Source organism: Nocardia carnea (genome assembly GCF_029869215.1).
GTDB classification, from domain to species: Bacteria; Actinomycetota; Actinomycetes; order Mycobacteriales; family Mycobacteriaceae; genus Nocardia; species Nocardia carnea_B.
In genome coordinates this window covers 1-22,592 of record NZ_JARWPM010000233.1, presented here as the reverse complement: position 1 = coordinate 22,592, position 22,592 = coordinate 1, and the positions used below count along the sequence as shown (strand labels likewise).

The 22,592-nt window shown below is 70.3% G+C and carries 19 protein-coding genes and 2 pseudogenes; 9 read left to right on the top strand and 12 right to left on the bottom strand.

Annotated features, from left to right (window positions below; translation table 11 throughout):
• A pseudogene (locus QH276_RS16070) lies at positions 1 to 198 on the top strand (AraC family transcriptional regulator); the annotation flags it as partial.
• Positions 199 to 576: 378 nt separating this feature from the next.
• Here the strand turns inward: QH276_RS16070 and QH276_RS16065 are convergent.
• A complete protein-coding gene (locus tag QH276_RS16065) occupies positions 577 to 873 on the bottom strand; it encodes a hypothetical protein (protein ID WP_280401233.1) in 297 nt (98 codons plus the stop codon).
• A gap of 300 nt (positions 874 to 1,173) precedes the next feature.
• Here QH276_RS16065 and QH276_RS16060 point away from each other — a divergent pair, with 300 nt between their 5' ends.
• Complete coding sequence (locus tag QH276_RS16060) at positions 1,174 to 1,932, top strand: hypothetical protein (RefSeq protein ID WP_280401234.1); 759 nt, start codon at positions 1,174 to 1,176, stop codon at positions 1,930 to 1,932.
• Between the two features lie 29 nt (positions 1,933 to 1,961).
• On the opposite strand, the gene QH276_RS16055 is transcribed toward QH276_RS16060, so the two are convergent.
• Genes QH276_RS16055 through QH276_RS16035 form a run of 5 tightly spaced genes read right to left on the bottom strand, consistent with a single transcriptional unit; the run spans position 1,962 to position 5,909 of the window.
• Positions 1,962 to 2,723, bottom strand: coding sequence for an ESX secretion-associated protein EspG (locus QH276_RS16055; RefSeq protein ID WP_280401235.1), 762 nt, complete (start codon positions 2,721 to 2,723; stop codon positions 1,962 to 1,964).
• Positions 2,705 to 3,970 carry a PPE domain-containing protein gene (locus tag QH276_RS16050; RefSeq protein WP_280401236.1) on the bottom strand — a complete coding sequence of 422 codons (1,266 nt, stop codon included), beginning with the start codon at positions 3,968 to 3,970 and terminating at the stop codon, positions 2,705 to 2,707. The genes QH276_RS16055 and QH276_RS16050 overlap by 19 nt, the downstream gene beginning before the upstream one ends.
• Positions 3,963 to 4,352: a type VII secretion target gene (locus QH276_RS16045; protein WP_280401250.1), complete on the bottom strand. Its 390-nt coding sequence runs from the start codon at positions 4,350 to 4,352 to the stop codon at positions 3,963 to 3,965. Before QH276_RS16045 ends, QH276_RS16050 begins: the two co-directional genes overlap by 8 nt.
• 40 nt (positions 4,353 to 4,392) lie before the next feature.
• The gene (locus tag QH276_RS16040; protein WP_280401237.1) at positions 4,393 to 5,100 is read right to left on the bottom strand and encodes an alpha/beta hydrolase; all 708 of its coding nucleotides are present in this window, start codon (positions 5,098 to 5,100) and stop codon (positions 4,393 to 4,395) included.
• A gap of 47 nt (positions 5,101 to 5,147) precedes the next feature.
• A complete protein-coding gene (locus QH276_RS16035; RefSeq protein ID WP_280401238.1) occupies positions 5,148 to 5,909 on the bottom strand; it encodes a hypothetical protein in 762 nt (253 codons plus the stop codon).
• Positions 5,910 to 6,139: 230 nt separating this feature from the next.
• On the opposite strand from QH276_RS16035, the gene QH276_RS16030 reads away from it, so the two are divergent.
• Together QH276_RS16030 and QH276_RS16025 are read left to right on the top strand one after the other, a co-directional pair.
• Positions 6,140 to 7,312 carry an acyl-CoA dehydrogenase family protein gene (locus tag QH276_RS16030; RefSeq protein ID WP_280401239.1) on the top strand — a complete coding sequence of 391 codons (1,173 nt, stop codon included), beginning with the start codon at positions 6,140 to 6,142 and terminating at the stop codon, positions 7,310 to 7,312.
• A gap of 9 nt (positions 7,313 to 7,321) precedes the next feature.
• Positions 7,322 to 8,566 carry an acyl-CoA dehydrogenase family protein gene (locus QH276_RS16025; RefSeq protein WP_280406794.1) on the top strand — a complete coding sequence of 415 codons (1,245 nt, stop codon included), beginning with the start codon at positions 7,322 to 7,324 and terminating at the stop codon, positions 8,564 to 8,566.
• A gap of 18 nt (positions 8,567 to 8,584) precedes the next feature.
• On the opposite strand, the pseudogene QH276_RS16020 reads toward QH276_RS16025, so the two are convergent.
• A pseudogene (locus QH276_RS16020) lies at positions 8,585 to 9,067 on the bottom strand (phosphoribosyltransferase); the annotation flags it as partial.
• A 144-nt stretch (positions 9,068 to 9,211) separates the two neighbouring features.
• Positions 9,212 to 10,042, bottom strand: coding sequence for a carbon-nitrogen hydrolase family protein (locus tag QH276_RS16015; protein ID WP_280401242.1), 831 nt, complete (start codon positions 10,040 to 10,042; stop codon positions 9,212 to 9,214).
• Positions 10,043 to 10,102: 60 nt separating this feature from the next.
• Between QH276_RS16015 and QH276_RS16010 the strand changes: the two genes are divergently transcribed.
• Together QH276_RS16010 and QH276_RS16005 are read left to right on the top strand one after the other, a co-directional pair.
• Positions 10,103 to 11,902 carry a DEAD/DEAH box helicase gene (locus tag QH276_RS16010; RefSeq protein WP_432278707.1) on the top strand — a complete coding sequence of 600 codons (1,800 nt, stop codon included), beginning with the start codon at positions 10,103 to 10,105 and terminating at the stop codon, positions 11,900 to 11,902.
• A 102-nt stretch (positions 11,903 to 12,004) separates the two neighbouring features.
• Positions 12,005 to 15,484, top strand: coding sequence for an AAA domain-containing protein (locus QH276_RS16005; protein WP_280401243.1), 3,480 nt, complete (start codon positions 12,005 to 12,007; stop codon positions 15,482 to 15,484).
• Positions 15,485 to 15,591: 107 nt separating this feature from the next.
• On the opposite strand, the gene QH276_RS16000 is transcribed toward QH276_RS16005, so the two are convergent.
• Positions 15,592 to 16,776 (bottom strand): alanine racemase, encoded by a 1,185-nt coding sequence (locus QH276_RS16000; RefSeq protein ID WP_280401244.1) that lies wholly within the window; start codon positions 16,774 to 16,776, stop codon positions 15,592 to 15,594.
• A 38-nt stretch (positions 16,777 to 16,814) separates the two neighbouring features.
• Positions 16,815 to 17,294, bottom strand: coding sequence for a TetR family transcriptional regulator (locus QH276_RS15995; RefSeq protein ID WP_280401245.1), 480 nt, complete (start codon positions 17,292 to 17,294; stop codon positions 16,815 to 16,817).
• A gap of 362 nt (positions 17,295 to 17,656) precedes the next feature.
• On the opposite strand from QH276_RS15995, the gene QH276_RS15990 reads away from it, so the two are divergent.
• Positions 17,657 to 18,043 carry a tyrosine-protein phosphatase gene (locus QH276_RS15990; RefSeq protein ID WP_280406793.1) on the top strand — a complete coding sequence of 129 codons (387 nt, stop codon included), beginning with the start codon at positions 17,657 to 17,659 and terminating at the stop codon, positions 18,041 to 18,043.
• On the top strand, positions 18,040 to 18,450 hold the full coding sequence (locus QH276_RS15985) for a tyrosine-protein phosphatase (protein ID WP_280406792.1): 411 nt from the start codon (positions 18,040 to 18,042) through the stop codon (positions 18,448 to 18,450). Before QH276_RS15990 ends, QH276_RS15985 begins: the two co-directional genes overlap by 4 nt.
• Before the next feature lie 136 nt (positions 18,451 to 18,586).
• Here QH276_RS15985 and QH276_RS15980 read toward each other — a convergent pair whose 3' ends face one another.
• The gene (locus QH276_RS15980; RefSeq protein ID WP_280401247.1) at positions 18,587 to 19,840 is read right to left on the bottom strand and encodes a class I adenylate-forming enzyme family protein; all 1,254 of its coding nucleotides are present in this window, start codon (positions 19,838 to 19,840) and stop codon (positions 18,587 to 18,589) included.
• 249 nt (positions 19,841 to 20,089) lie between these two features.
• Positions 20,090 to 20,884 (bottom strand): enoyl-CoA hydratase/isomerase family protein, encoded by a 795-nt coding sequence (locus QH276_RS15975; protein ID WP_280401248.1) that lies wholly within the window; start codon positions 20,882 to 20,884, stop codon positions 20,090 to 20,092.
• A 38-nt stretch (positions 20,885 to 20,922) separates the two neighbouring features.
• Between QH276_RS15975 and QH276_RS15970 the strand changes: the two genes are divergently transcribed.
• A complete protein-coding gene (locus QH276_RS15970) occupies positions 20,923 to 21,942 on the top strand; it encodes a glutathione S-transferase family protein (protein ID WP_280401249.1) in 1,020 nt (339 codons plus the stop codon).
• Positions 21,943 to 22,592 lie beyond the last annotated feature (650 nt).

Here is a 22,592-nt window from a genome sequence, read left to right as displayed (position 1 = left end):
CTCTACGAGGGGGTGACCGGCGCGCTCCGGCCGGGGCCGGTCCGGTCGACCTCCGGATACTCGCTGGTCGCCGAGGCGGGCCCCGATGCGCTCGCCGCCGCCGATACGGTCATCGTGCCGGGGACGAAGTATCCGCCGGCGCGTACCGGGGGGGCGCCCCTCGCACGCCCCGCCGTTCCGGCGGCAAACCCTCAGTAACTCCCCAGGCCTGCAGGGGATAGGTCACATCGGCGGCCATGTTCGTGCCGAGATTCGCCGGATTCGCCGACCGCAGAGCCGGCTTCGATCATTTCTACTTGCCTCCTGATCCGGCCGGCCTGGGCCCGAGGTACCGGCGACGGCCGGACCGGGCAATCGGCCGATTACCGGGAAACGACGGCCCTCGGCCGCATGACGAATCCACCGATTCGCAGACCCAGCAGGCTGTAATGCTGATCGGACACCTGTCCCACTGAGTGCGCAGCGCGGGGTGGCGACGAGGCTTGGAGGCCCCGGCAAGAGGCTACGGCGAGGTGACAGCCGCTTCGTCGGGGATACGTCGGGGATACGGCACGGCCGGCGGATCGCGCGGCCGATCTAGCCGGCGATACCGACTTCGGGTTCGGGGCCCGTCCCGTCCGCGCGCAACTTGAGCAGCGTCAGACCCGCGGTACAGGCGAGGATGAGACCGACGACACTGATCACGACGTGCAGCGTGGCGATTCCGTAGACCGCCGCTCCGAGCCCCCCGGCGAATACCAGCCAGCCGAGCACTCTCCCCACCGTCGACCCGGAACCGGACGAACCGGTCACCACCGGTTCGCTGTCCGCCGCCCGCGTATCGGATTCCTCCGCCACGCCGGGCAGGTCGGTGGTGGTCTGGTCTCCCATCATCTACTCCTCGATGGCGCCGATCCATAAATCACGTAGCGCCTACCCACTGCAGTGCATCGACAACATGAGAACTCCGGCGCCCCATGCGTCACTTCTGCAACATACGCTAAGGCTACAACCCGACGATTGTTACGCAACACAAGCCCGCGACACGCGGCCGATATCAATTCGATACCTGAATTTACCGGCCGGACCACGCCCTACACGCCGGTAACCTGCGGAATCGCCACGGGTTGGGCTGGTTCCGGCAGTCACCCTCGATTAAGGTGAGGCCACTGACTTATCACAGGAGCGTCACCGATGGACAGCAAAACGAAGGTCGCCGGCCCCTTGGCCGCTGCCGGAGCGGTATCCCTCGGGCTGGTTTTCATCGGTGCCTGCGGGATCGGTCAGGAAGACACCTACGTGCCGCCACCCCCGATCCACTCGGGCCCGCAGGCCGTGGAACCGGCCGGCTACTCCGACCCCACCGCCACCACGATCGCCCAGGTGGTGATTCCGCCGTCGCCCAGCTGGCGGATCGCGCCCGACCCGGGACCGCGCCGCACACTCCCACCCGAGTACCAGATCTCGGTCACCTCGTCGGCCGCCGCGTCGACGAGCCCGCGGACGACCGGCGAATCGCCGGACAGCGAGGAGACCACCGGGCGGCGCGCCACCCTCTCGGCCACCCCCTCCCCGGAGCAGGAGCCGGCCACCAGTTCGCAGCCGGCGCCCGAGATCGCGCCGGCCTACAGCGAATCCCCTGTCCCGCCGGTCTCCAGCACCGAAACGGCCCCGCCGGCCGAGCCGCCCGTGGCGCCGGCACCCACCACCACCTCCGAACTACCCACCACCGAAGCACCCGCGGAGCCCGAAGCACCACTGGACGAGCAGCCGCTGCCGGGCACCGAGCCGGCACGCACCACGCGCACGCCGTCCGCACCGAGTCCGGAAACCGGGCAGCCGCAGCCCTATACGAACCCCTCGGCAGCCGAGGAGACCACCGCACCGCACACCACGCCCCCGGTCGCACCGATCACCATCCTTCCCGCCGTCCCGCCACAATTCGGCGGCTGACCGGCCTGCTCGGCGGTCCGGCCGTACGCTCAGACCTCGGCGCCGGCCATCGCCCGCTGCGCACCGGTCACCATGGGGCGCAGGGAATTCGTGAACCGCTCGGCATCCACGGCCGCGATATCGACCATGGTGCCGGTATGGATCGCATAGCGGCCGTCGCCCGCGATATCGATCCAGCAGAGCACTCCGAACGGATCGGTCCGGGCCGGGCGGTGCACCGAGACGACCAGCTGCCCGATACCGTCGCGCGGCTGTTTCAGCCGCTGCCGGATCCGGGTCGCCACGGTGGGACCGGAGACCGGCACCGTCACCCGATCGCGGCTGTCCTGTACGACTTCCGCGCGCCGCGCGCGTAACCGGCTCCCGGTACCGGCCGGCGCGCCCGGCAGCGCGGCGATCACCCGCACCGAAAGCGAGGTGGCCGCGCCCGCCTGAATCCGGATCTCGGCGCCGCGGTCCGGCGCGCTCCCCGGCCGCTGGGTGGCGACCACGCCGATTCCTCCCGCGGAGGCGCCCAGTATGCGGGCGCTGGGGCTACCGGCCCCGTCCTGCCCGTAGCCGGCCACACTCACCTCGGGTGCGGCCAGCACCCGCAGCGCGGCTTCCAGATCGGCGTCGAGTGTGCTGTCGCACCAGTCCCGCAGCGCGGGCAACTGGGCCGTGCGTTCGGCGGAGTCGCGGGCGGACAGCCGCACCGCCAGCGGATAGGGAATTCGGTCACCGACGGTGCGTTCCCAGGCCAGCGCGAGCTGGTCCGGGGTGAGGATCCAGTTCACTCCGCTTCGGTCCACTCGCCCAGAACCGGCGGGGTGGTCGGGTCCAGGGCACCGATCAGTTGCCCGCCCGGCCCGGCCGGTTCCAGGTAGGTGAGTTCCGCATCGCCGTAATGCAGTTCGTCGTCCTCGGCGGTGGTCCGTTCGGCGCGAACCGGCGCTACCGGGGAGCCCGAGCGCACGGTATCGGCGGCCATCACGCCACCCATCATGCCGCCGATCGCACCGGCGCCCATCCCGGTGATCGCTTCACCGCCCGGATTACGCTGTTGCTCTTCACGGTTACGCTCACTGTCGCCGCCGGATGCGGACGGGCGGACGGGTACGGCGAACAGCGGCGCCCCCGGCGCGGTCGCCGGGGCGACGGGCTGGCCACCGATGGCCGCCGCCGCAGGGGCCGCAGGCAGCGGAGGGGCCTGATGGGCGCCGGCAGCGGTGGTGGCTTGCGGTTCTACTGCCGGAGCCGGCGTATCCGGCGCCACGGGAGCGGGATCTCCGGCGCTGACGCCGGCAACCTGCCCGGCCGATTCGGGGGCCGCGGTGGGCTCCGCCGCACCCGGTCCGCCTTCCGGCAGCGCCGGAGAGTCCGGCGCTGCAGACGAAAGCTCTTGTCCCACCGGCGTATCCGCGCCGGATGTGGACACCGCCGGGGCTGGGCACGCGGCCGCGACAGCGGACTCCCCGGGCACCGCACCGGGCAGCTCGGGGAAGGCCGGCACTTGCGCGCCGGTCGGAATGAAGGCGCCGGTGTAGACGCTCTCCATCACCCGGACCGCATCGGCGCGTTCGCCCTCGGCCACCTGCTGGGCGGCGATATTTCCCGTCGCCGCATGCGGATCCAGCAGTGCGGCCGGAAGGTCGGGGGTGGCGCCGGACGGCGCGCCGATACCGGCACGCAGCGTTTCCGCGGCGTCCCCCGCCTGCCCCAGCCGCTGCCCGACCGTGGCCAGGACATCGGCGAGCTGCCGGCCCGCGGCCTCGAAATCCCGGACCGCGGCCCCGGCCAGCCCCGCGGCGGCACCGCGCCAGCCGTCGGCGATGGCGCCGCGGATCTCGGTATGAGCCTGGGCCACGGCATCGGTGAGCCCGGTGGCAGCGGATTGCCACAGCTGGCCGCCGGTCTGCAGCGCCGCCGGGTCCAGCAACGCTACTCCGGCGTGGATCTGCTCGTGGGTGAGGTTGTCGAATACTTCGACCGTCGGCGCGTAGTCGGGGTCGACCCGGTTGTGGGCGCCGCGCAGCCCGGTCCGCGGTAGTTCACGCACCGGCCACTCCGCTCGCTCCGGCCGTGGCCGCGCCGAGCGCCGCCGCCACCTCGGAATCGGCCTGCTGATAGGCCGCCGCGGCGGTCCGGAAGGTATGCGCCAATTGCCGGGCGGCCCCGGCGTAGTTGCGCAAGGCCTCGATCGCGTCACCGGCCTTGCCCTCGAACCCGCCGCGCAGGTCCGCACCGGAGGCGAAACCACCGAAACCGGGCAGAACGCGCGCCCCGGCGAGGGTTTCGATCTGCGCGTCCACCTGATCGGCGAGTTGCTCGTAGCGCAGTGCGCACCGCTCCGGCGCCCCCTCAGCGACCAGCACGCCATCGATCCACAGTTGCCCGTCTTCGACGGCAGCGCCGAGCGCGGCGATCGTATTCGGCTGCATCACCGGACCCCCTTCCTTTTCCGCTGTCGCCCAGCGGCTCTCATCCTCGCCGCGCCGGCCCCGCGACGATCTCCTGCGTCCACGCCACGATATCCGCCGTGACCCGGCCGCGCACGCGCTCGTGCAGCAGATCGTGCCCGGCGTCGGCGTATTCGCGCAGGTGCACGGCATGCCGCGACGCCCATGCGCGCACGGGCTCGATCGGTGCCCGCCGGTCGTCGGCGCCGTGGACCAGCAGGGTGCGCGGCAGGCGCGGACCTGCGGCCGGGGTACCGCCGAGCACCCGCGCCGGGGTCCCGCACAACACCAGACCTGCCAGGTCTCGCTCATCCAGCACCGCATCCACCGGATACTCGGTGGATTTCGGCGCGCTGCGCCCGCCCGCCGCGGCGGGCACCGGACGGGCGGCGCCGAGCGCGGCCAGCGCCGTGACGGCACCCAGTGAATGTCCCATGAGGGTCAGGGGCAGATCCGGGACGCCCGTGCGCACCTCGGCAACGAAACGCACCGCGTCGTCGACCAGATCGGGCAGGCGGGCGGGCCGATCGACCGATCCCTCGCTGAGCCCCTGGCCGGCGGTGTCCAGCGCGCACATCGCGATGCCCGCGGCGTTCAGCCGGCGCGCGAACTCGTGATAGTGCCCACTGTGCTGACCCGAACCGGGGAGAAGCGCCAGCACGGCCACGGCCCCCTCGACCGGCCGATCGCGATAGTGCAACCGGCCGCGGGCACCCTCGAAGAACCCCATGATCGAATTCTGGCAAACGAACCGTCCGCCGATGGCAGCGGCGAAAGCTAGGCGGTGGCCGGCGGCGCGGGCGCGGGAGCGGGCGGGGCTTCCGGAGCCGGCGCGGGAGCCGGGACCGGTGCGCCCGGCTGACCGGGGGCGGGAGCCTGCTGCGGCGTGGCCGCGTCGGGAACCGGGGCGGGCGGGGCGTCGGGGACGGAGAACAGCCCGACGGTGGGCGTCATCACGCAGAGGGCACCGGGGTAGTTGACGGTGCCCCACATCGAGGCGAGCACCGTGCCCGGCCCGCTGTCCACGGTCCGCGACAGCGACGCGGTACCGAACTCGGTGACATCGCTGAGCATGTCCAGGCCCGCGCGGCCGTTGTTGATATTGATCCACGCGACCACCAGGCCCGAGGCCTGCGGAATACCGGAGTGGCGGGGCGTGGCGTGGAAGGTGAGCGTGCCGGGGGCGCCGTGCAGGTTGATACTCGGGCCGTTGGCGGTGGCGGCCGCGAAGGTCGTGGTGATCAGGCCGTTGTCTCCGCAGCCGAAGGTCGGGGCCGCGTAGACGAAGGGCGCGTAGAGGCTGATATCGCTGATCTCGCTCGCGGCCACGATGTCGTGGTAGCTGCGCAGGGCGTCCACGCCGGGGCGGGCCGAGGGATCGCCGGCGGTCTGCTCGGTGAGGGTGGTCAGCGCGGCTTCGCCGGGCGTGGGGGGTTCGGGTTCGGGTGCGGCGGCGGCCGGCGTGGTGAAGGTGAGCGCGGCGCCGATACCCAGGGCGGCCGCCGTGGCCGCGGTACGCGCGACGATTCTCTTGTGCACTGCTGAACTCCCTATTTCCGCTCGCGGCGATGGCATGCCGGACCCGCCGGCCATCCCCCGCCCACCGCTGCAAGGTACCAGCCTTGCGGGGACACCGCCCGGTCACACTCTGCTCTCGGGCTGGGATTACGGGCGGCATTCGCGTGGTGCATGTGATGCACTCGACGCGGCACGATTGGGCGTGGGTGTAAATTCGATGCGGGACAATCGAGACATATTTGGAGATGTGTATGAAATTAACTCTGTCTCCCGACGAGGTCGCCTTCCGCGACGAGCTGCGGAAGATCTACACCACCGCGATCCCCGCCGAGATCCGTGAACGTGTGAAGTACGGTCGCGAGCTGTCCCGCGAGGACATCGTGACGGCGCACCGGATCCTCAACGAGCACGGCCTGGCCGTGCCGAACTGGCCGGTGGAATGGGGCGGTAAGGACTGGACCCCCATGCAGCGGCATATCTGGCAGGACGAGATGCAGCTGGCCAGCGTGCCCGACCCGCTGACCTTCAATGCCACCATGATCGGCCCGGTCATCGCCCAGTTCGGCTCCGAGGAGCTCAAGCAGCGGTTCCTGCCGGCCACCGCCAACCTCGACATCTGGTGGTGCCAGGGCTTCTCCGAACCCGACGCGGGCTCCGACCTCGCGTCGCTGCGCACCACCGCGGTCCGCGACGGCGACTCCTACATCGTCAACGGCCAGAAGATCTGGACCACGCTGGCGCAGTGGGCCGACTGGATCTTCTGCCTGGTCCGCACCGACCCCAACGCCCCGAAGAAGCAGGCCGGGATCTCCATGCTGCTCTTCGACGTGAAGACCCCCGGCGTCACCATCCGCCCGATCAAACTCATCGACGGCGGCTACGAGGTCAACGAGGTCTTCTTCGAGAATGTGCGGGTACCCGCCGATCAGCTGGTCGGCGAGGAGAACATGGGCTGGACCTACGCCAAGTTCCTGCTCGGCAACGAACGCACCGGGATCACCGCCGTCGGCCGCACCAAGGTGAAGATCGGGGTGGCCAAGGAATACGCCGCGGCCACCAAGTCGGGTTCGGGCACCCTGCTCGAGGATCCGCTGTTCGCGGCGCGGATCGCCGAACTGGAGAACGAACTGCTGGCCCTGGAACTCACCCAGCTGCGGGTGGTGTCGCAGTCGAGCGAGGGCAAACCCAACCCGGCCTCCTCGGTGCTGAAGATGCGCGGATCGGAGCTGCAGCAGGCGGCCACCGAACTGCTGCTCGATATCGCCGGACCGGACGCCCTGCCCGTCGGCGCCGGGGATATCGCCTCGCCGGAGTGGGCACAGCGCACCGGGCCCAGCTACCTCAACTACCGCAAAACAACCATCTACGGAGGTTCCAGCGAGGTGCAGCGCACCATCATCGCCTCCTCGATCCTCGGATTGTGAGGTCAGGTTATGGATTTCGATCTCACCGACGAACAGGTCATGCTCCGCGATACGGTGCGTGACCTGCTCAATCGCCACTACGACCCGGAAAAGCGCCTCGCCGTCACCGCGACCGATCTCGGCTGGAGCCGCGAGGTCTGGGGACAGCTCGCCGAGCTGGGTGTGCTCGGGTTGAGTTTCGCCGAAAAAGACGGCGGGATGGACGCGGGCCCGGTGGAGACCATGCTCGTACTCGAGGAGTTCGGCCGGCGGCTGGCCCCGGAACCGCTCCTGGACGCGGTGCTGGTGCCGGGCGGTCTGATCAGCGCGATCGGTACCGCCGATCAGCGGCAGCGGATCCTGCCCGAGGTCGCGGCCGGGTCGAAACTGCTCGCCTTCGCCCACGGTGAACCCGGTACCCGCTGGCCCAATCACACGATCGAGACCACCGCCACCGCCCAGGGCGACGGCTACACGCTGACCGGCGTGAAGAACCCGGTACCGCACGGCGACTGTGCCGACGAACTGGTGGTCAGCGCGAAGCTGCCCGGCGGCGGCCTGGGATTGTTCCTGGTCGCGGCGGAGGCCACCGGCGTCACCCGGGCCCCGTACGCGACGGTCGACAGCCTGCGCGGGGCACAGGTGGAATTCGCCGGGGCTCCCGCGGAACTACTGGGCACGGTCGAGGATGCCGCCGCCACCGTGGACGAGGTACTCGTCCAGGCCCAGGCGGGACTGTGCGCGGAGTCGATCGGGGCGATGGAGGAAGCGCTGCGGCTCACCACCGAGTACCTCAAGACCCGTAAACAGTTCGGGGTGACGCTGTCGAAGTTCCAGACGCTGACCCAGCGCGCCGCGAATATGTACGTCTCGCTGGAACTGGCTCGCAGTATGAGCTACTACCTCACCGCTGCCCTGGTCGATTCTCCCGGCGACGCGGTGATCGCTTCCCGGGCGCGGCTGCAGGTAGGCCGTTCGGCACGGCATATCGGGCAGGAAGCGATCCAGATGCACGGCGGTATCGGGGTCACCTCCGAATACCCCGTGAGCCACTACGCGGCCCGGCTGACCGCCATCGAGCGCACGCTCGGCAGCGGTCTGGAGCATCTGCGGATTCTCACCGCCCGGGTCGGTGACTACGCGCAGCCGGAGCAACCGGCTCACCTCGGCATCGGCGAGCTGATGGAAATCGCGGTAGGCACCGCCCACCCCGGCCAAGGCCGCCGGTGCGTGCGGGCACACCACCTCGTCGGCTTCGGCGCGCAGCCGCGGTAAGGCCTCCGGCGCCGCGACCGGTATCGCCACCACGAGCCTGCGCGGGTCCTGCGCCCGCGCGACGCGGCAGGCAACGACCATCGACGCGCCCGTGGCGATACCGTCGTCGACGAGCACCACGGTGCGGTCGCGCAGCGGTATCGGCGGGTGATCACCCCGCCAGATCGCGCTGCGCCGTGCCAGTTCTTCGCGTTCCTCCGCCTCGATCGCGTCCAAGCGCCTGGTATCCAGCCCGGTCTGGCGCACGACGTCGGAGTTGATCACCCGCACCCCGTGCTCCCCGATCGCCCCCGCCGCCAGTTCCGGCTGCCAGGGCACCCCCAGCTTGCGGACCAGCAGAATGTCGAGATCCCCGCCGATCGCCTCGCGCACCGCCGCCGCCACCGGCACACCACCCCGCGGCAGCCCCAGCACCAGCGGGCCGGGCGTGTCCACCGCACGCAGGTGCGTCAACTCGCTTCCCAGCGCGCGTCCGGCGGACAGGCGATCTGCATAGAGCATTACCTTCCGACGCTACCCGCTTCCCGCGCCGCGGGCGTGCACCGTCGACTGTGCCCATGCAACTCGCTGAGACAACGTCCTGGGAGACCTCGCCGCCGGCCGCGGCCGGCAAGGGGCGCGCCGCCGGCGGAGGGCTGCGAGCGGCTAGGGAATCGCGATATCGAACCGGCGCAGTGACAGGCTCGGGTTGCTCCGGCGCACCTTCTGCAGCACCTCGGGTTCCAGCCGGGCAAGGGCGATCCCCGGTTCATCGGCCAATTCGCTCAGTACCCGGCCGGCCGGGTCGACGACCATCGAGGATCCCGCGCCGCGCGGCCCGCACTGATCGGCCGCCGCGAGGTAGACGGTGTTCTCGATGGCGCGTGCCCGCAGCAGGGTGGTCCATTGGTCGATCTTTCCGGGGCCGGGGATCCACTGCGCCGGCAACAGGACGACCTCCGCACCGGCCGCGGCGAGCCGCCGGAATCCCTCCGGGAAACGCAGGTCGAAGCAGGTCTGCAGGCCGAACGTCAGTCCGTCGGCGGTGAACAGCGGCGGCTCGGTGAGCGGCCCGGGCCGGACGATCTCCGATTCCGTCTGGCCGAAGGCGTCGTAGAGATGCACCTTGCGGTAGTGGGTGCGCAGCGTACCGTCGGGCCCGAGCACGACCAGCGTGTTGTAGATCCGGCCGTCGTCGGGGCTGGTGGTTTCGACGGCCCCGGCCACCAGATACACCCCGGTCTCGGCCGCGAGCCGGCCCAGCGCGGTGACGAACGGGCCGTCGAGGGGCTGGGCGGCGGCGTGGATCCGCTCGTCCAAGCGGCCCAGCGCGAACATCGAGTACTCGGGGGCGATCACGATCCGCGCGCCCCGCGCGGCCGCCGACCGCACATGTTCGGTGAGCGCCGCGAGGTTGGCGTCGATATCGGTATGCGGCGCGAACTGCACCACGGCGAGAGCCGGTGCGTCCGCGCGCGGCCTGTCGGTGGCATCCATGCAGACACCGTATGGCCCGGTGGGCCGGACAACCAGGCGGTCCCGGTAAACTCCTGGTCAATGAGCACCAATCAGGGCGACGGCAGCCTCGGCGAGGACGTGAACGATACCGAACCCGAAACCGCCGGGCCGTCCTTCGCCGATCTCGGGATCGATGACCGGATTCTCTCGGCCATCGCCGACGTCGGCTACGAGTCCCCCTCGCCCATCCAGGCCGCGACCATCCCGCCGCTGCTCACCGGCGCGGACGTGGTGGGGCTCGCGCAGACCGGTACCGGTAAGACGGCGGCCTTCGCCATCCCGATCCTGATGGGCCTGCTGCACGACCGGCCCACCGGTAAACAACCCGCCGCGCTGGTGCTGGCGCCGACCCGCGAGCTCGCGATCCAGGTCGCCGAGGCATTCGGCCGTTACGCCACCCATATGCCGGGCACCCATGTGCTGCCGATCTACGGCGGGCAGAGCTACGGGGTGCAGCTCTCGGGTCTGCGCCGGGGCGCGCAGGTCGTGGTGGGTACCCCCGGCCGGGTGATCGACCACTTGGAGAAGGGCACGCTGGATCTGTCCCAGCTGCGCTACCTGGTGCTCGACGAGGCCGACGAAATGCTGAAGATGGGGTTCCAGGAGGATGTCGAACGCATCCTCGCCGACACCCCGGCCGACAAGCAGGTGGCGCTGTTCTCCGCCACCATGCCCGCCGCGATCCGCAAGATCTCCAAACAGTATCTGCGGGAACCGGTCGAGATCACGGTCAAATCCAAGACGAGTACCGCCACCAATATCACTCAGCGCTGGGTGCTGGTCTCCCATCAGCGCAAACTCGACGCGCTCACCCGGATCCTTGAGGTCGAGGCTTTCGAGGCCATGATCATCTTCGTGCGCACCAAACAGGCCACCGAGGAACTGGCCGAGAAGTTGCGCGCCCGCGGGTTCTCGGCCGCCGCGATCAACGGCGATATCGCCCAGGCCCAGCGCGAACGCACCATCGGGCAGCTGAAGGCGGGCACCCTCGACATCCTGGTCGCCACCGATGTCGCGGCCCGCGGTCTCGATGTCGACCGGATCTCGCATGTGGTGAACTACGACATCCCGCACGACACCGAGTCCTATGTGCACCGGATCGGCCGCACCGGACGCGCCGGGCGCAGCGGTGAGGCCCTGCTGTTCGTCGCGCCGCGGGAACGGCATCTGCTGAAATCCATCGAACGCGCCACCCGCCATCCGCTCACCGAAATGCAACTGCCCAGCGTGGACGATGTGAACGCGCAGCGGGTCGCGAAATTCGGCGACGCCATCACCGAGAACCTCAGCTCGGACAATCTGGCGCTGTTCCGCAAACTCATCGAGGACTACGAACAGGAACACAACACGCCGCTGGCCGATATCGCCGCGGCGCTGGCGGTCGCCGCGCACGACGGGGAGAGTTTCTTCCTCGAACCCGAACCGGAACCGGTGGAGCGGCCGCGCCGCGAACGCGCCCCGCGCCAGTTCGACGACGGCGGGTTCGACGACCGCGGCCCGGGCCGGCATCGCGCCACCGGCGCCGAACTGGCCACCTACCGGATCAGTGTCGGTAAACGGCATCGGGTGGTGCCGGGCGCGATCGTCGGCGCGATCGCCAACGAAGGCGGCCTGCGGCGCAGCGATTTCGGGCATATCAGCATCCGCCCGGATCACAGCCTCGTGGAGCTTCCCGCGCAATTGCCGCCGGGGACTCTGGAGGCGCTGCGAAGCACCCGGATCAGCGGTGTGCTCATCCAGTTGCAGCTCGACCAGGGCCCGCCCGGGCATCGGCCGATCGGCCGGGGCCCGCGCCGCGACGGACCCAAACGCCAGGACCGGCGCAAACCGCGTTCGTAGAATCCACGGTCCCGCCCGCCGGGCCGGAGGCGGTGGTTACAGTGGGCCGCGTCCGGTGTGCGTGCACGCCGGGGGTATCGCTGGTGCGCAGGAGGGCCGTGGGTGTTCGTTGTCGGTGATCGGGTGGTGTGCGGCGCCACGGATCTGGAGCGCGGAGCGCGCTGTGAATTCGCGCTGCTGCGCGCGCTCGACGCCGAACTCGGCACCGCCACCGCCGTCGAAAGCGGAATCTCTTCCAGCACAACCGGTTTCGACGACTGCACCGTTCCACCGGAAAGCGATTCCCGGCACGTGGAATTCGCGCGGCAGCACGCCGCCGCGCGAGCGCGGCCCGGCACCCGCGTGGTGGCGCCACTCCCCGCGGGTGATCCGGCCGATCCACTCGGTGCCCTCGGCGCCGCGCATACCGCTTCGGTCACCGCGGTACGCGACGCGGCGCCCGCGATCCTGGGCGCGGTGTTCTTCGACGGCGATTTCTTCACCCACGCCGACCTGATCACCACGACAGCACGGGGTCTGCGCCTGCACGGCGCCGCGCCCGGTCCGGCGCAGGTGGTCGCCACCGCGCTGCGGCTCGCCGGCGCTGCCGCGTTCCTCGAATCACTGTCCGTACCGGTGGATCCGGTGCTGCACATCTACGCCGGCACCGAAACCCACACCGCCGTCCTGTCCGACGCCCAGCCGGTCTATCGGGCGGCGCAACGGCGGATGCGGCGGATCCTGGACGAACATTCGGCCGAACTCCTGCCGGTACAGTGGGGCGACCCGCGCTTCCGCGCCTGCGGCCGCTGCACCGCGTGCACGACCGCCTGCGCCGAAGCCCGCGATCTTCTGCTGGTCGCCGGAATGGATCGGGCCACCCGATCCGGGTTGCGCGCGGCCGGTATCCACACCATCGACCGGCTCACCACCGCCACCGCGACCCCGCCGGAGGTGCCCGCGCGGATCCTGACCCGGTTACGCGCCCAGGCCGTCGTGCAGTTGCGCCAGGAACATTCCGGCCGCGGCGAATGGGTGCCGGCCGATCCGGCCGCCCTGGACATGCTGCCGGCCGCCACCCCGGGCGATCTGGCGCTGCACACCCACCGGGTGGCCCCGGATCGGCTCCGAGTCGTGGTGGCCTCCCGCGAAACCACCCGGCTCACCTGCGAATTACCCCTCGAACACGACCAACTCACCCCCCGGCGCCGTACTGTCCTGCGCGAGGGAGCCCGACGCGCCTTCGCCGATCTGCTCGCCGCACTCACCGAACCGCTGCTCGCCGACCCCGGACTGCATATCTACCACTACACCGCGGCCGCGCGAACCCTGCTGCTGCACACCGGCGGACACCTCGGTTCCGGTGAGGAGACCGTGGACGCACTGCTGCGCACCGGCACCCTGGTGGATCTGTATCCGATCGTGCGCGGCGCGTTCGTACTCGGCGGCCGGTCCTATGCCCTGGACGAGGTCGCGCCGGTCCTCGGCCATCCCGGCCCGGTCGGCGGCCGCACCGTACTGTGGCTCGCCGACCGAATGCGTAAGGAAGCCAGGGGAACCGCCGCACCACGCGACGGCGGAAGCACGGGCGCACTGGACCGGCTGCTGCGCGATACACCACCGGTGCGCTCCTCGTCCACCGAAGCCGCGCTCGCCGAGTACGCGGCGCGCACGGAGGCCCCCGCGGCAGCGCCGGCCCCGAGCCACCCGGCAGATCCGCACCGGGTGGCCGCACTCACCGCGGCCCTGCTGGGCTACCACCGCCGCGAACAACAGACCGCCTGGTGGGCCCATATCGACCGGCTCACCCATCCGCTGCCCGAATGGCGGCCGGCCCACGGGGTGATGGTGGCCGATTCGTGCGCGGTCGAAACACAATGGCATATCGGCCCGGGCGATACGGTCCGCCGTTTCCTGCGCCTGCGCGGCCGCCTCACCGGATCCGGTCTCGCACCCGGCGCCCCGGTGTACGTGGTGTACGAACCGGGGCAGCGCGCGCACCGGGCCGTCCGCACCGTCGACCCGGCCACGGTCCTGGGCTGCTCGATGGACGACGACCTCACCGATACGGTGCGGGTCCAGGAAACTCTGGCACCCGGCGCCGTCGCGCACGACGAACTACCGGTCGCCCTGGCACCGGCGCTACCCGCTCCGCCCGATACCGCGACAGACGCCTTGGAGGAGATCGGTGAGCACTTGCTCATGACTCTGCCCGCGCTCCCCGCAACCCCGGTCTTCGACCTGCTGGCCCGCCGCCCGCCCCGCCGGGTGAACGACCGGGCGCACGACAGCAGATCTGCACCGCCGGGGCCCGGACCCGCGGGGTGGCCGGCCGACCTGCCCGGCGGAACAGCCGGAACCATGAGCGATCCGGAATCGGTCCCGCAACAGCCCGAAGCGACCGCACCCGCCATTCCAGGTTCCGAGTGCGCGGCCGGCGGCCCGGTAGCCGAGATCCTCGCGGCACTACGCGCGCTGGACCACTCGTATCTCGCCGTCCAGGGGCCGACCGGTACCGGGCGGACGGCCATCCTGGCCGAAGTGCTGGCCACACTGGTGACCCGGGACAACTGGCGGATCGGTATCGTCGCGCCCGGCGCCGCCCCGGTCGAGAACCTGCTCGACGCGATCGTGCGGGCCGGGGTATTACCGGAGCTGGTCGCGAAAAGCGATGCCGCGGCGGTGGCACCCGAATGGCTCGTGCTCGACAGCGCCCGCTACGCCCGTTTCCTGTCGAACGCCATCCGCGGTTGCGTCCTGGGCGGCGGCCCGGAGGATTTCACCGACCCGGCCCGGGTGCCCCGGGGCGCACTGGATCTGCTGGTGGTCGCCGATGCGAACGCCTTCCCGCTCGCGGCAGCCGCGGCGGTCGCGGTGAGTGCCCGCAACCTGCTGCTCACCGGCGACCCCACCGACCGGCACGACCGTACCTCCGGCCCGCATCCCGAACCGGTGGATACCCCGGCCCTCACCTGGCTCACCAGTGACCGGCGCACCCTCCCCCCGGACCACGGCATTTTCCTCGGCTTCACCCGGCGCATCCACCCCCGCGTCAGCGATCCGGTGTCCCACCGCTATTTCGCCGACCGGCTACGCGCCGCGCCCGTGCCGCCGCATCCGGAGGCGACCCTCGAGCCCGGTATCAGCACTGTCCTGGTCGAACATCACGGCAATACGACCTCCGCCGCGGCCGAAGCCCGGGAGGTGCTGCAGCAGATCCGCGATCTGCTCGGCCGCAACTGGTTCGACGGTGCGGCGGTCCGGCAGCTGCAACCGCACGATATCGTCGTCGTCTCGCCGTACCGCGCTCAGGTGAGCCGGATCCGGATGTTGTTGTCCCGGGCCCGGATCGACGAAGTACTGGTCGGCACTCCCGAACTCTTCCGCGGCCGGGAGGCCGCCGTGGTGCTGGTATCGCCCGCGACCTCCAGCCCGGAGGATGCGCCCGGCCCGGTCGGTGCACTGCTGTCGCCCGCGCTGGTACACGATGCGCTCTGCCGGGCCCGCCGCCGCGCGATAATCGTCCGCTCCCCGCTGCTCACCGAATATCTTCCGGGCACACTCGGCGAATTGTCCGCACTCGCCTCTTTCATCCAGCTGTGACCGGCCGGAGAGAAAACGAAAACTTGTGCTCCTCGGGAATGCCGAACGCGGCGAATATACCGGTAATTTCCGATAATCCACACAATCGCCGAATATCGGACACGGAATTACCCGAAGCATTTCCCTTCACCACGATAGGTGGGCACCGCCACCCGCGAACCGTCACCCTCCACGAGCCATAACCGATCGAACCGTTCGCACAGCTCACCCGCCTTGGCATGGCGGAACCACACCCGGTCGCCGATCGCACATCCGGCGGCGCCGGACAGGGGCGTCTGCACTTCCCCCGCCCCCTCGGTACCGAGCATGCGCAAACCCTTGGGCCACACCGGTTTCGGCACGCGGCTCGCCCCGGCCGGGCCCGACGCGATATATCCGCCGGCGAAAACCGTGGCGATATCAGGAGCGGGGCGGCGCAATACGGGCAATGCGAAATACAGCGCCGGCCGGGGCCGGAAACTGCGGTAGTCGTCGAATAACGTCGGCACGTAAAGCCCTGAGCCCGCGGTGATTTCGGTGACACCGGCGGCCGCCGCACTGAGCTCGACCGACCCGGTACCCCCGCTGTTGACGATCTCCAGCTCACCGGCCACCGCGACCACCGCCGCCAGTACCGCGGCGCGGCGCCGCTCGATCTCGCGGGCCGACACCTTCTTCACCAGCCGCACCGCGGGCGAGGAATCCGGCAGCCCGGCGATCTGCGCCTCGTAGGTCATCAGGCCCACCACCCGGAATCCGCCCGCGCGTGCCTGCCGGGCCAGTTCCGCGGCCTGTTCCGGGGTACGCACCGGTGAGCGGCGTACCCCCAGGTGGACCGGCCCGATCCGCAGGGAGGCGTCCACATCGAGGCAGATCCGGGGCGCGACCCGGGCGTTGCCCATGGCGGCGCGGACGAGGCCGAGCTGGGCACTGTCGTCGACCATGAGGGTGATCGCGTCGAGGAGGACCGGGTCGCCGCCGAGTTCGGCGAGTGCCGCGCGATCGGCACTCGGGTAGCCGAGCAGGACATCGCGGGCTCCGCAGCGCACCAGCCAGATCGCCTCGGCCAGGGAATACGCCATGATGCCGGCGAAACCGCCGGCGGCCGTGAGTCCGGACCCGAGCATCTCGGCGAGGACCGCCCGGCAGCGCACCGATTTACTCGCGACACGGATCGGCCGCCCGCCGGCCCGGCGCACCAGGTCGGCGGCATTGGCGCGCAGGACCGGGAGATCCACGGCGGCCAGTGGCGGGTCGAGATCGGCGGTGGCCGCTTCCAGGGCGATGGGCGAAGGCGCGCTCACCCCGCCCACTCAACCACCGGACTGGTCATACGTCCAGCTTTCCGGGGTCAGTTATCGATCGCCCGGGTGACCAGATTCGACACCAGATCGTCGAAGGCGACCAGAATCGCCTCGTCGTCACAGTCGGCCAGCCACCGCAGCACCGAGCCCTGGACCACCGTGATCACATACCCGGCCACCGAATCGACCGGTTCGATCCAGCGCGTTCCGGACCGCTCGGCGCACAGCTCCAGCCACTCCACCACGTGCCGCTGCTGCCGGCGCTGCCGTTCCGAGATCACCGGATCGGGTGCGTAATCGGCCCGCGAATCCCAGTGCTGGCACAGCGTCTGCACGGTTTTCTCGTAAGCATGGATCTGCTGCACCGGCCGGGACTTCACCAGCGGCCAATAGGCGCTGATCCCCGCGTGCAGCAATACTCGAAGAGCCCGCAGACCGGTGATATCCAGCACCGCGTCGGCGTTGTCGACCGCTTCACGTACGGCCGACCGCATCCGGCCCTCCGCTATTTCTCCACGTACGCCCAACGCAAGCTCCCTCGGCAAACTACTCGCACGCTCCGGTACCGATAACACCGACACCGAAGCTGCCGGCCGGATCGGTGGGCCAGGTCGGGAAACAGTGGCCCAACCAATCCGTCAACTCAATATTAGAAACGTTTTCGGGGTTTGAGAACAGTTACACGGGGAAACTCGTACCCGAAGCCCGTTTTGTGACCCCTCCGCAACCGCGGCATTTCACACCGGGACCCGTGCGCCCGCGATCCCGGCCCGGCCTGGTGCCGCCCGGGCACAGGCCATCGGCAAGTCTACGACGACGCTCGGGCCATCCCGCACCGCTGTGCGCCATCACACACCGCCGGCCCGACCCGGCCGGTTAGCCTGATGCGGTGACCAGCTCCCCCCTCGCCGATCATCTCCGAATCAGCGGCACCTTCAATTTCCGGGATCTCGGCGGCTTGGCCGTCCAGGGCGGCGGGACCGTCCGGCCCGGAGTCCTCCTGCGCTCGGCCCAGCTCAGCCGACTCGACGACACCGGCCATACGACCCTGCGCGAGCTCGGGGTCGGTGCCGTGCACGATCTACGCGGCCACCGCGAAATCGAACGCGCCGGCGCCGACCGGCGGCCCCCGCGGATCGAAAAGCGCAACACCCCCGTCGAGCACGGGGCCGGCACCCCCCCACCCCCCGGTCCCCCCCGGGCCGGGCCCCCCCCCCCCCCCCGGGGGGGGGGGGGGCCGGCCCGCCCCCCCCCGGCGCGGCCCTGGCCTACATGATGGATGTGTACCGCAACTTCCCGGCCCGCCCGGAAGCCCATACGGCCATCCGGAGCCTCGCCGAGGCCATCGTCGCCGACCGCGGCGCCGTCCTCGTGCACTGCGCGGCCGGTAAGGACCGCACCGGCTGGACGGTGGCCACCCTGCTGCGGGCGGTCGGGGTGCCCGAGACCGAGATCTTCACCGATTACCTGCTGAGCAATCACGCCGTCGCCGAGCTGCGTACCTCTCTCAAAGACGAGTTCGGCGCCGACCTGCCGCAGGCGGTCCTCGAGGTGCGCGAGGAATACTTGCGCGCGGGCCTGGACGCCGGAGTGGAACTGCACGGCGATTTCGACTCCTACCTGCGTGCCGTCGGCATCACACCGGACCTGCGGGAGCGACTGCGCGAGCGTCTGGTCGCCTGATCACCGGACACTGCCGACGGCTGGAGCCGGTGTGCACAGCGATAGGGCCCCGGCCGACCACAGCGCGGCCGGCCACCGGCTCACAGCGCGAGCACCGATTTCGCGAGTGCACACCTCGACGGCCGGTCGCCCGGGTTCACGCGCTGCGGCGGACCAGCCCGTCGCGGCCGATACTCACCTGATCGCCGGTGTGGAACCAGGTGCCGGTGAACCGGTCCGCGGTGCGCTGCGGATCCTTCCAGTACCGCCGGGACACATTCGGGCCGCGGCACAGCAGCTCACCCTGGCCGGACGCGGCGCGCGGCCCGTACAGCGCCAGTTCGGTACCACCGAACGGAAGGCCCAGGACAGTACCGTCCACCCCCTCGGCCGGGCCGGCCGTGGGCCCGACCGCGAGGCCGATGCCGCTGGTTTCGGTGGCCCCCCAGACCGACCACTGCCGCGCCGACGGGAAGACCTCGCACAACTCCTGCGCGACGCCCGGTACCGCGGCGGCACCCGGGCGCTGATCGGCCGTGCTGATCCGCACCACCCGCTCGGTCGGCAGGCCGGCCGCGCGGCTCACCGCCAGCTCCGGTAGCAGACCGGCCAGCAGGCGCGCGTTCGCCGCCACCGTATCGACCTCTTCGGTGGCGATGGCCCGGGTGACCCCGGCGTCACCGTGGGCCAGCACCACGGTGCCGCCGACCGCGAAGGTCGGCAGCAGTTGATCCACACAACCGCTGGCGTATGCCAGCGGTTGCAGTACGAGATTGCGCATACCGTCGGTGGGCAGATCCAGCGCCGCCACCATCGACCGAATGGCCGACAGCAAATTCTCGTTGGTCAGTTCGACACCGGTGGGGGTCTCGCCGGTAGCGGCCCCGTCGGTGTAGCAGAGCAACGCCAGATCGTTGAGCGCGGCGCCGTCGTCGATGAACGCGGCGCCGTCGGGCAGATCGGTGGACCACTGCCCGCCACCCCGCGTCGCGCCACACCCGCGCTGCGCCGAACCCAGGACGAAATCGGCGTCGGCGTCGGCGATCACCCGGTCGGCCAGGTCGCCCGGTAGCGCGTGATGCACCAGCACCGGCACCGCCCCGCTGAGCAGCGCGCCCAGGAATGCCCGGACCCAGCGCACGCCGGGCGGCATATGCACCGCGACCCGGTCGCCGTAGCCGATTCCGTGTTCCTGCAAACCGCCGGCCACCCGCGAGGCCGAATGCCAGAGCTCCCGGTAGGTGAGCCTGCCGACCCCCACCTCGACCACGGCCTCCCGGTTGGCGAACGCGTGGACCTGCAGGTCGAGCAGTTCGGTCAGGGCGGGGCTCAGGTTGCCGTAGCGCAGGATGCCGTCCGCGCCCCGCGACAGCGGGGCAGCCGAACCGTGATCGGCGATATGGAACTCCACGAGTGCGGCCCTCCCGTCACCGGAGTCCCGGCCGGCACCACGGTAGCCCCGGGTCGTCTGGTCCGGGCGCGGAGCAGAACAGGCTGCAGACCCGATGGTCGTGGTCGTACCGGCTTGCATCGGACCTCCGCGCAGTCGAACAGTCAGGCACCTGTGACTATATGACCCAGATCACAGAAATGGGTGCCGAGTCGGCGAATCCGGCGGAATCGAGATATGGAAGTTTTTTCCCGGCAACTTTCTCGCAACTCAGCGACCGCGGTAGGTGGCCTTACCCGGGCCCACCTCGAGGAAACTGCGCACCGCTCGTGGCAGGTCCTCGGTATCGAACAACTCGCCGGAGACCTGCGGGGTCACCGAATCCGCATGCGCGACGCCACCGGAACGCCACGCCTCGACGATCCGTTTGGTCGCGGCGTGCGCCCGGGTCGGCCCCTCGGCCAGCCGGTGGGTGAGCGCCACCGCCGCGGCATCCACATCCTCATGGATCTGGTTGACCACACCCCATTCGCGCATGGTGGCCGCGTCGTACAGATCGCCGGTCATCACCAGTTCGCGCGCCCGGCCCGATCCGGCCCGTTCGGCCAGCCGCTGCGGCCCGCCCATCGAGGGGGTGAGCCCGACCACGATCTCCACCAGACCGAACTTCGCCTTCGGCGCGGCCAGGATCAGATCGCAGGCCAGCGCGATCTCGAAGGCGGCGGTGAGGGTGAGCGCGTGCGCGGCGAAGATCACCGGGCAGGGCAGTGCCTCGATCGGATGGCTGATCCGGTCGAACAGGTCCTGCCACAGCCCGCCGCCCTGCTCGGCGGTCAGGCCGTCGAACGTATGCACGTCCACCCCACCGGAGACCACTTTTCCCTCGGCCCGGATGAGCAGGGCCCGCGGCGGTTGCGCGGAGAGTTCGGCCAGATCCTGGGTCAGCGCGTCGAACATCGCCTTGTCGAAGAGGTTGAGCGGCGGTGCCGCCAGCGTCAGTGTCGCGATTTCGGCCCCGCCGTCGGTCACCGAACGTTCCAGTCGAGTGGGTTTGGTAGCGCTCATGCGGCCAGCTTATGGCCCGGCCCTGCAAGACTGGAGACATGACCGAAACGGAACAGGGCAGCTATGTGGAACCGGGCGAATTCAAACGCGACACCAACTACATCACCACCCGGATCACCGCCGACGGACGCGACGGTTATCCGGTGGAACCCGGCCGCTACCGGCTCGTCGCGGCCCGCGCCTGTCCGTGGGCCAACCGGACACTGATCGTGCGCCGCCTGCTCGGCCTCGAATCGGCGATCTCGCTCGGCCTGTGTGGCCCCACCCACGACAAGCTCAGCTGGACCTTCGACCTCGACCCCGGCGGCATCGACCCGGTGCTGCGGATCCCGCGGCTGCGCGACGCCTACCTGGCCCGGTTCCCCGGCTATCCACGCGGTATCACGGTGCCCGCGATAGTGGATGTGCCGACCGGGCAGGTCGTGACGAACGACTACGCCCAGATCACCCTCGACTTCTCGCTGGAGTGGACCGCGCACCACCGCGCCGGCGCCCCCGAGCTCTACCCCGAACCGCTGCGCGACGAGATCGACGAGGTGAACGCCCGGGTTTTCCGCGAGGTGAACAACGGGGTGTACCGCTGCGGTTTCGCCGGCGCCCAGGATGCCTACGAGGCCGCCTACGATCGCCTGTTCACCGCCCTGGATTGGCTGAGCGAGCGCCTGTCCGGGCAGCGCTACCTGGTCGGCGACACGATCACCGAGGCCGACGTCCGGCTGTTCACCACCCTGGCCCGCTTCGACCCGGTCTACCACGGCCACTTCAAATGCAACCGCAGCAAACTCACCGAGATGCCGGTGCTGTGGGCCTACGCCCGCGATCTCTTCCAAACTCCGGGCTTCGGCGACACGATCGACTTCGCCCAGATCAAGGACCACTACTACAAGGTCCACACCGACATAAACCCCACCCAAGTCGTCCCCAAGGGCCCCGACCTGTCGAACTGGCTCACCCCCCACGGCCGCGAAGCCCTGGGCGGCCGCCCCTTCGGCGACGGCACCCCACCCGAACCCCCGCTCCCCGCCGAACAAGTACCCCCAGGGCACGGCGCGCAGTAACCGCCGCTCCAGCCCTGAATCGTCCGGCGGGCATTCGAAGCCGCGACCCGCCGGATCTACACTCACGGCCCGAACGCCCCACCTGCAAGCACCGAGCGGCATAGGCCCCCAGCCCGTCCCACGCAACCGCGGCGACACCGAGCCAGCGAGGCAAGCGGGGCACATAGCCCCGAAACCGGACCGGACCACGGCGGCGCCGAGGTACGACGCCGACGGAGGTTCACATCACCCCCGAAACCGATCCCCGACCACGGCAACGCCGAGGCACGACACCCTTGGGGAGCCGCATACCCCCGAAACCGAAGGGGACGGCGGCGGCGCCGAGTCCTACCGCCCTAAGCGGTCCGCACAACCCCGGAACCGGACGCAACCACGGCAGTGCCGCGTCTCACGAGGCCCTGAGCGGTTCACATAACCCCGGAACCCAGCACAACCACGGCAGTGCCGAGTCTCACGAGACCCTGAGCGGTTCACATAACCCCGAAACCCAGCACAACCACGGCAGTGCCGAGTCTCACGAGGCCCTGAGCGGTTCACATAACCCCGAAACCCAACGCAACCACGGCGGCGCCGAGTCTTACGAGGCCCTGAGAGGGTTTGGCCCGTCCCTGCTGTCAGCGCTCGATGCGACGCGGCGCAGCCGCGAGTGT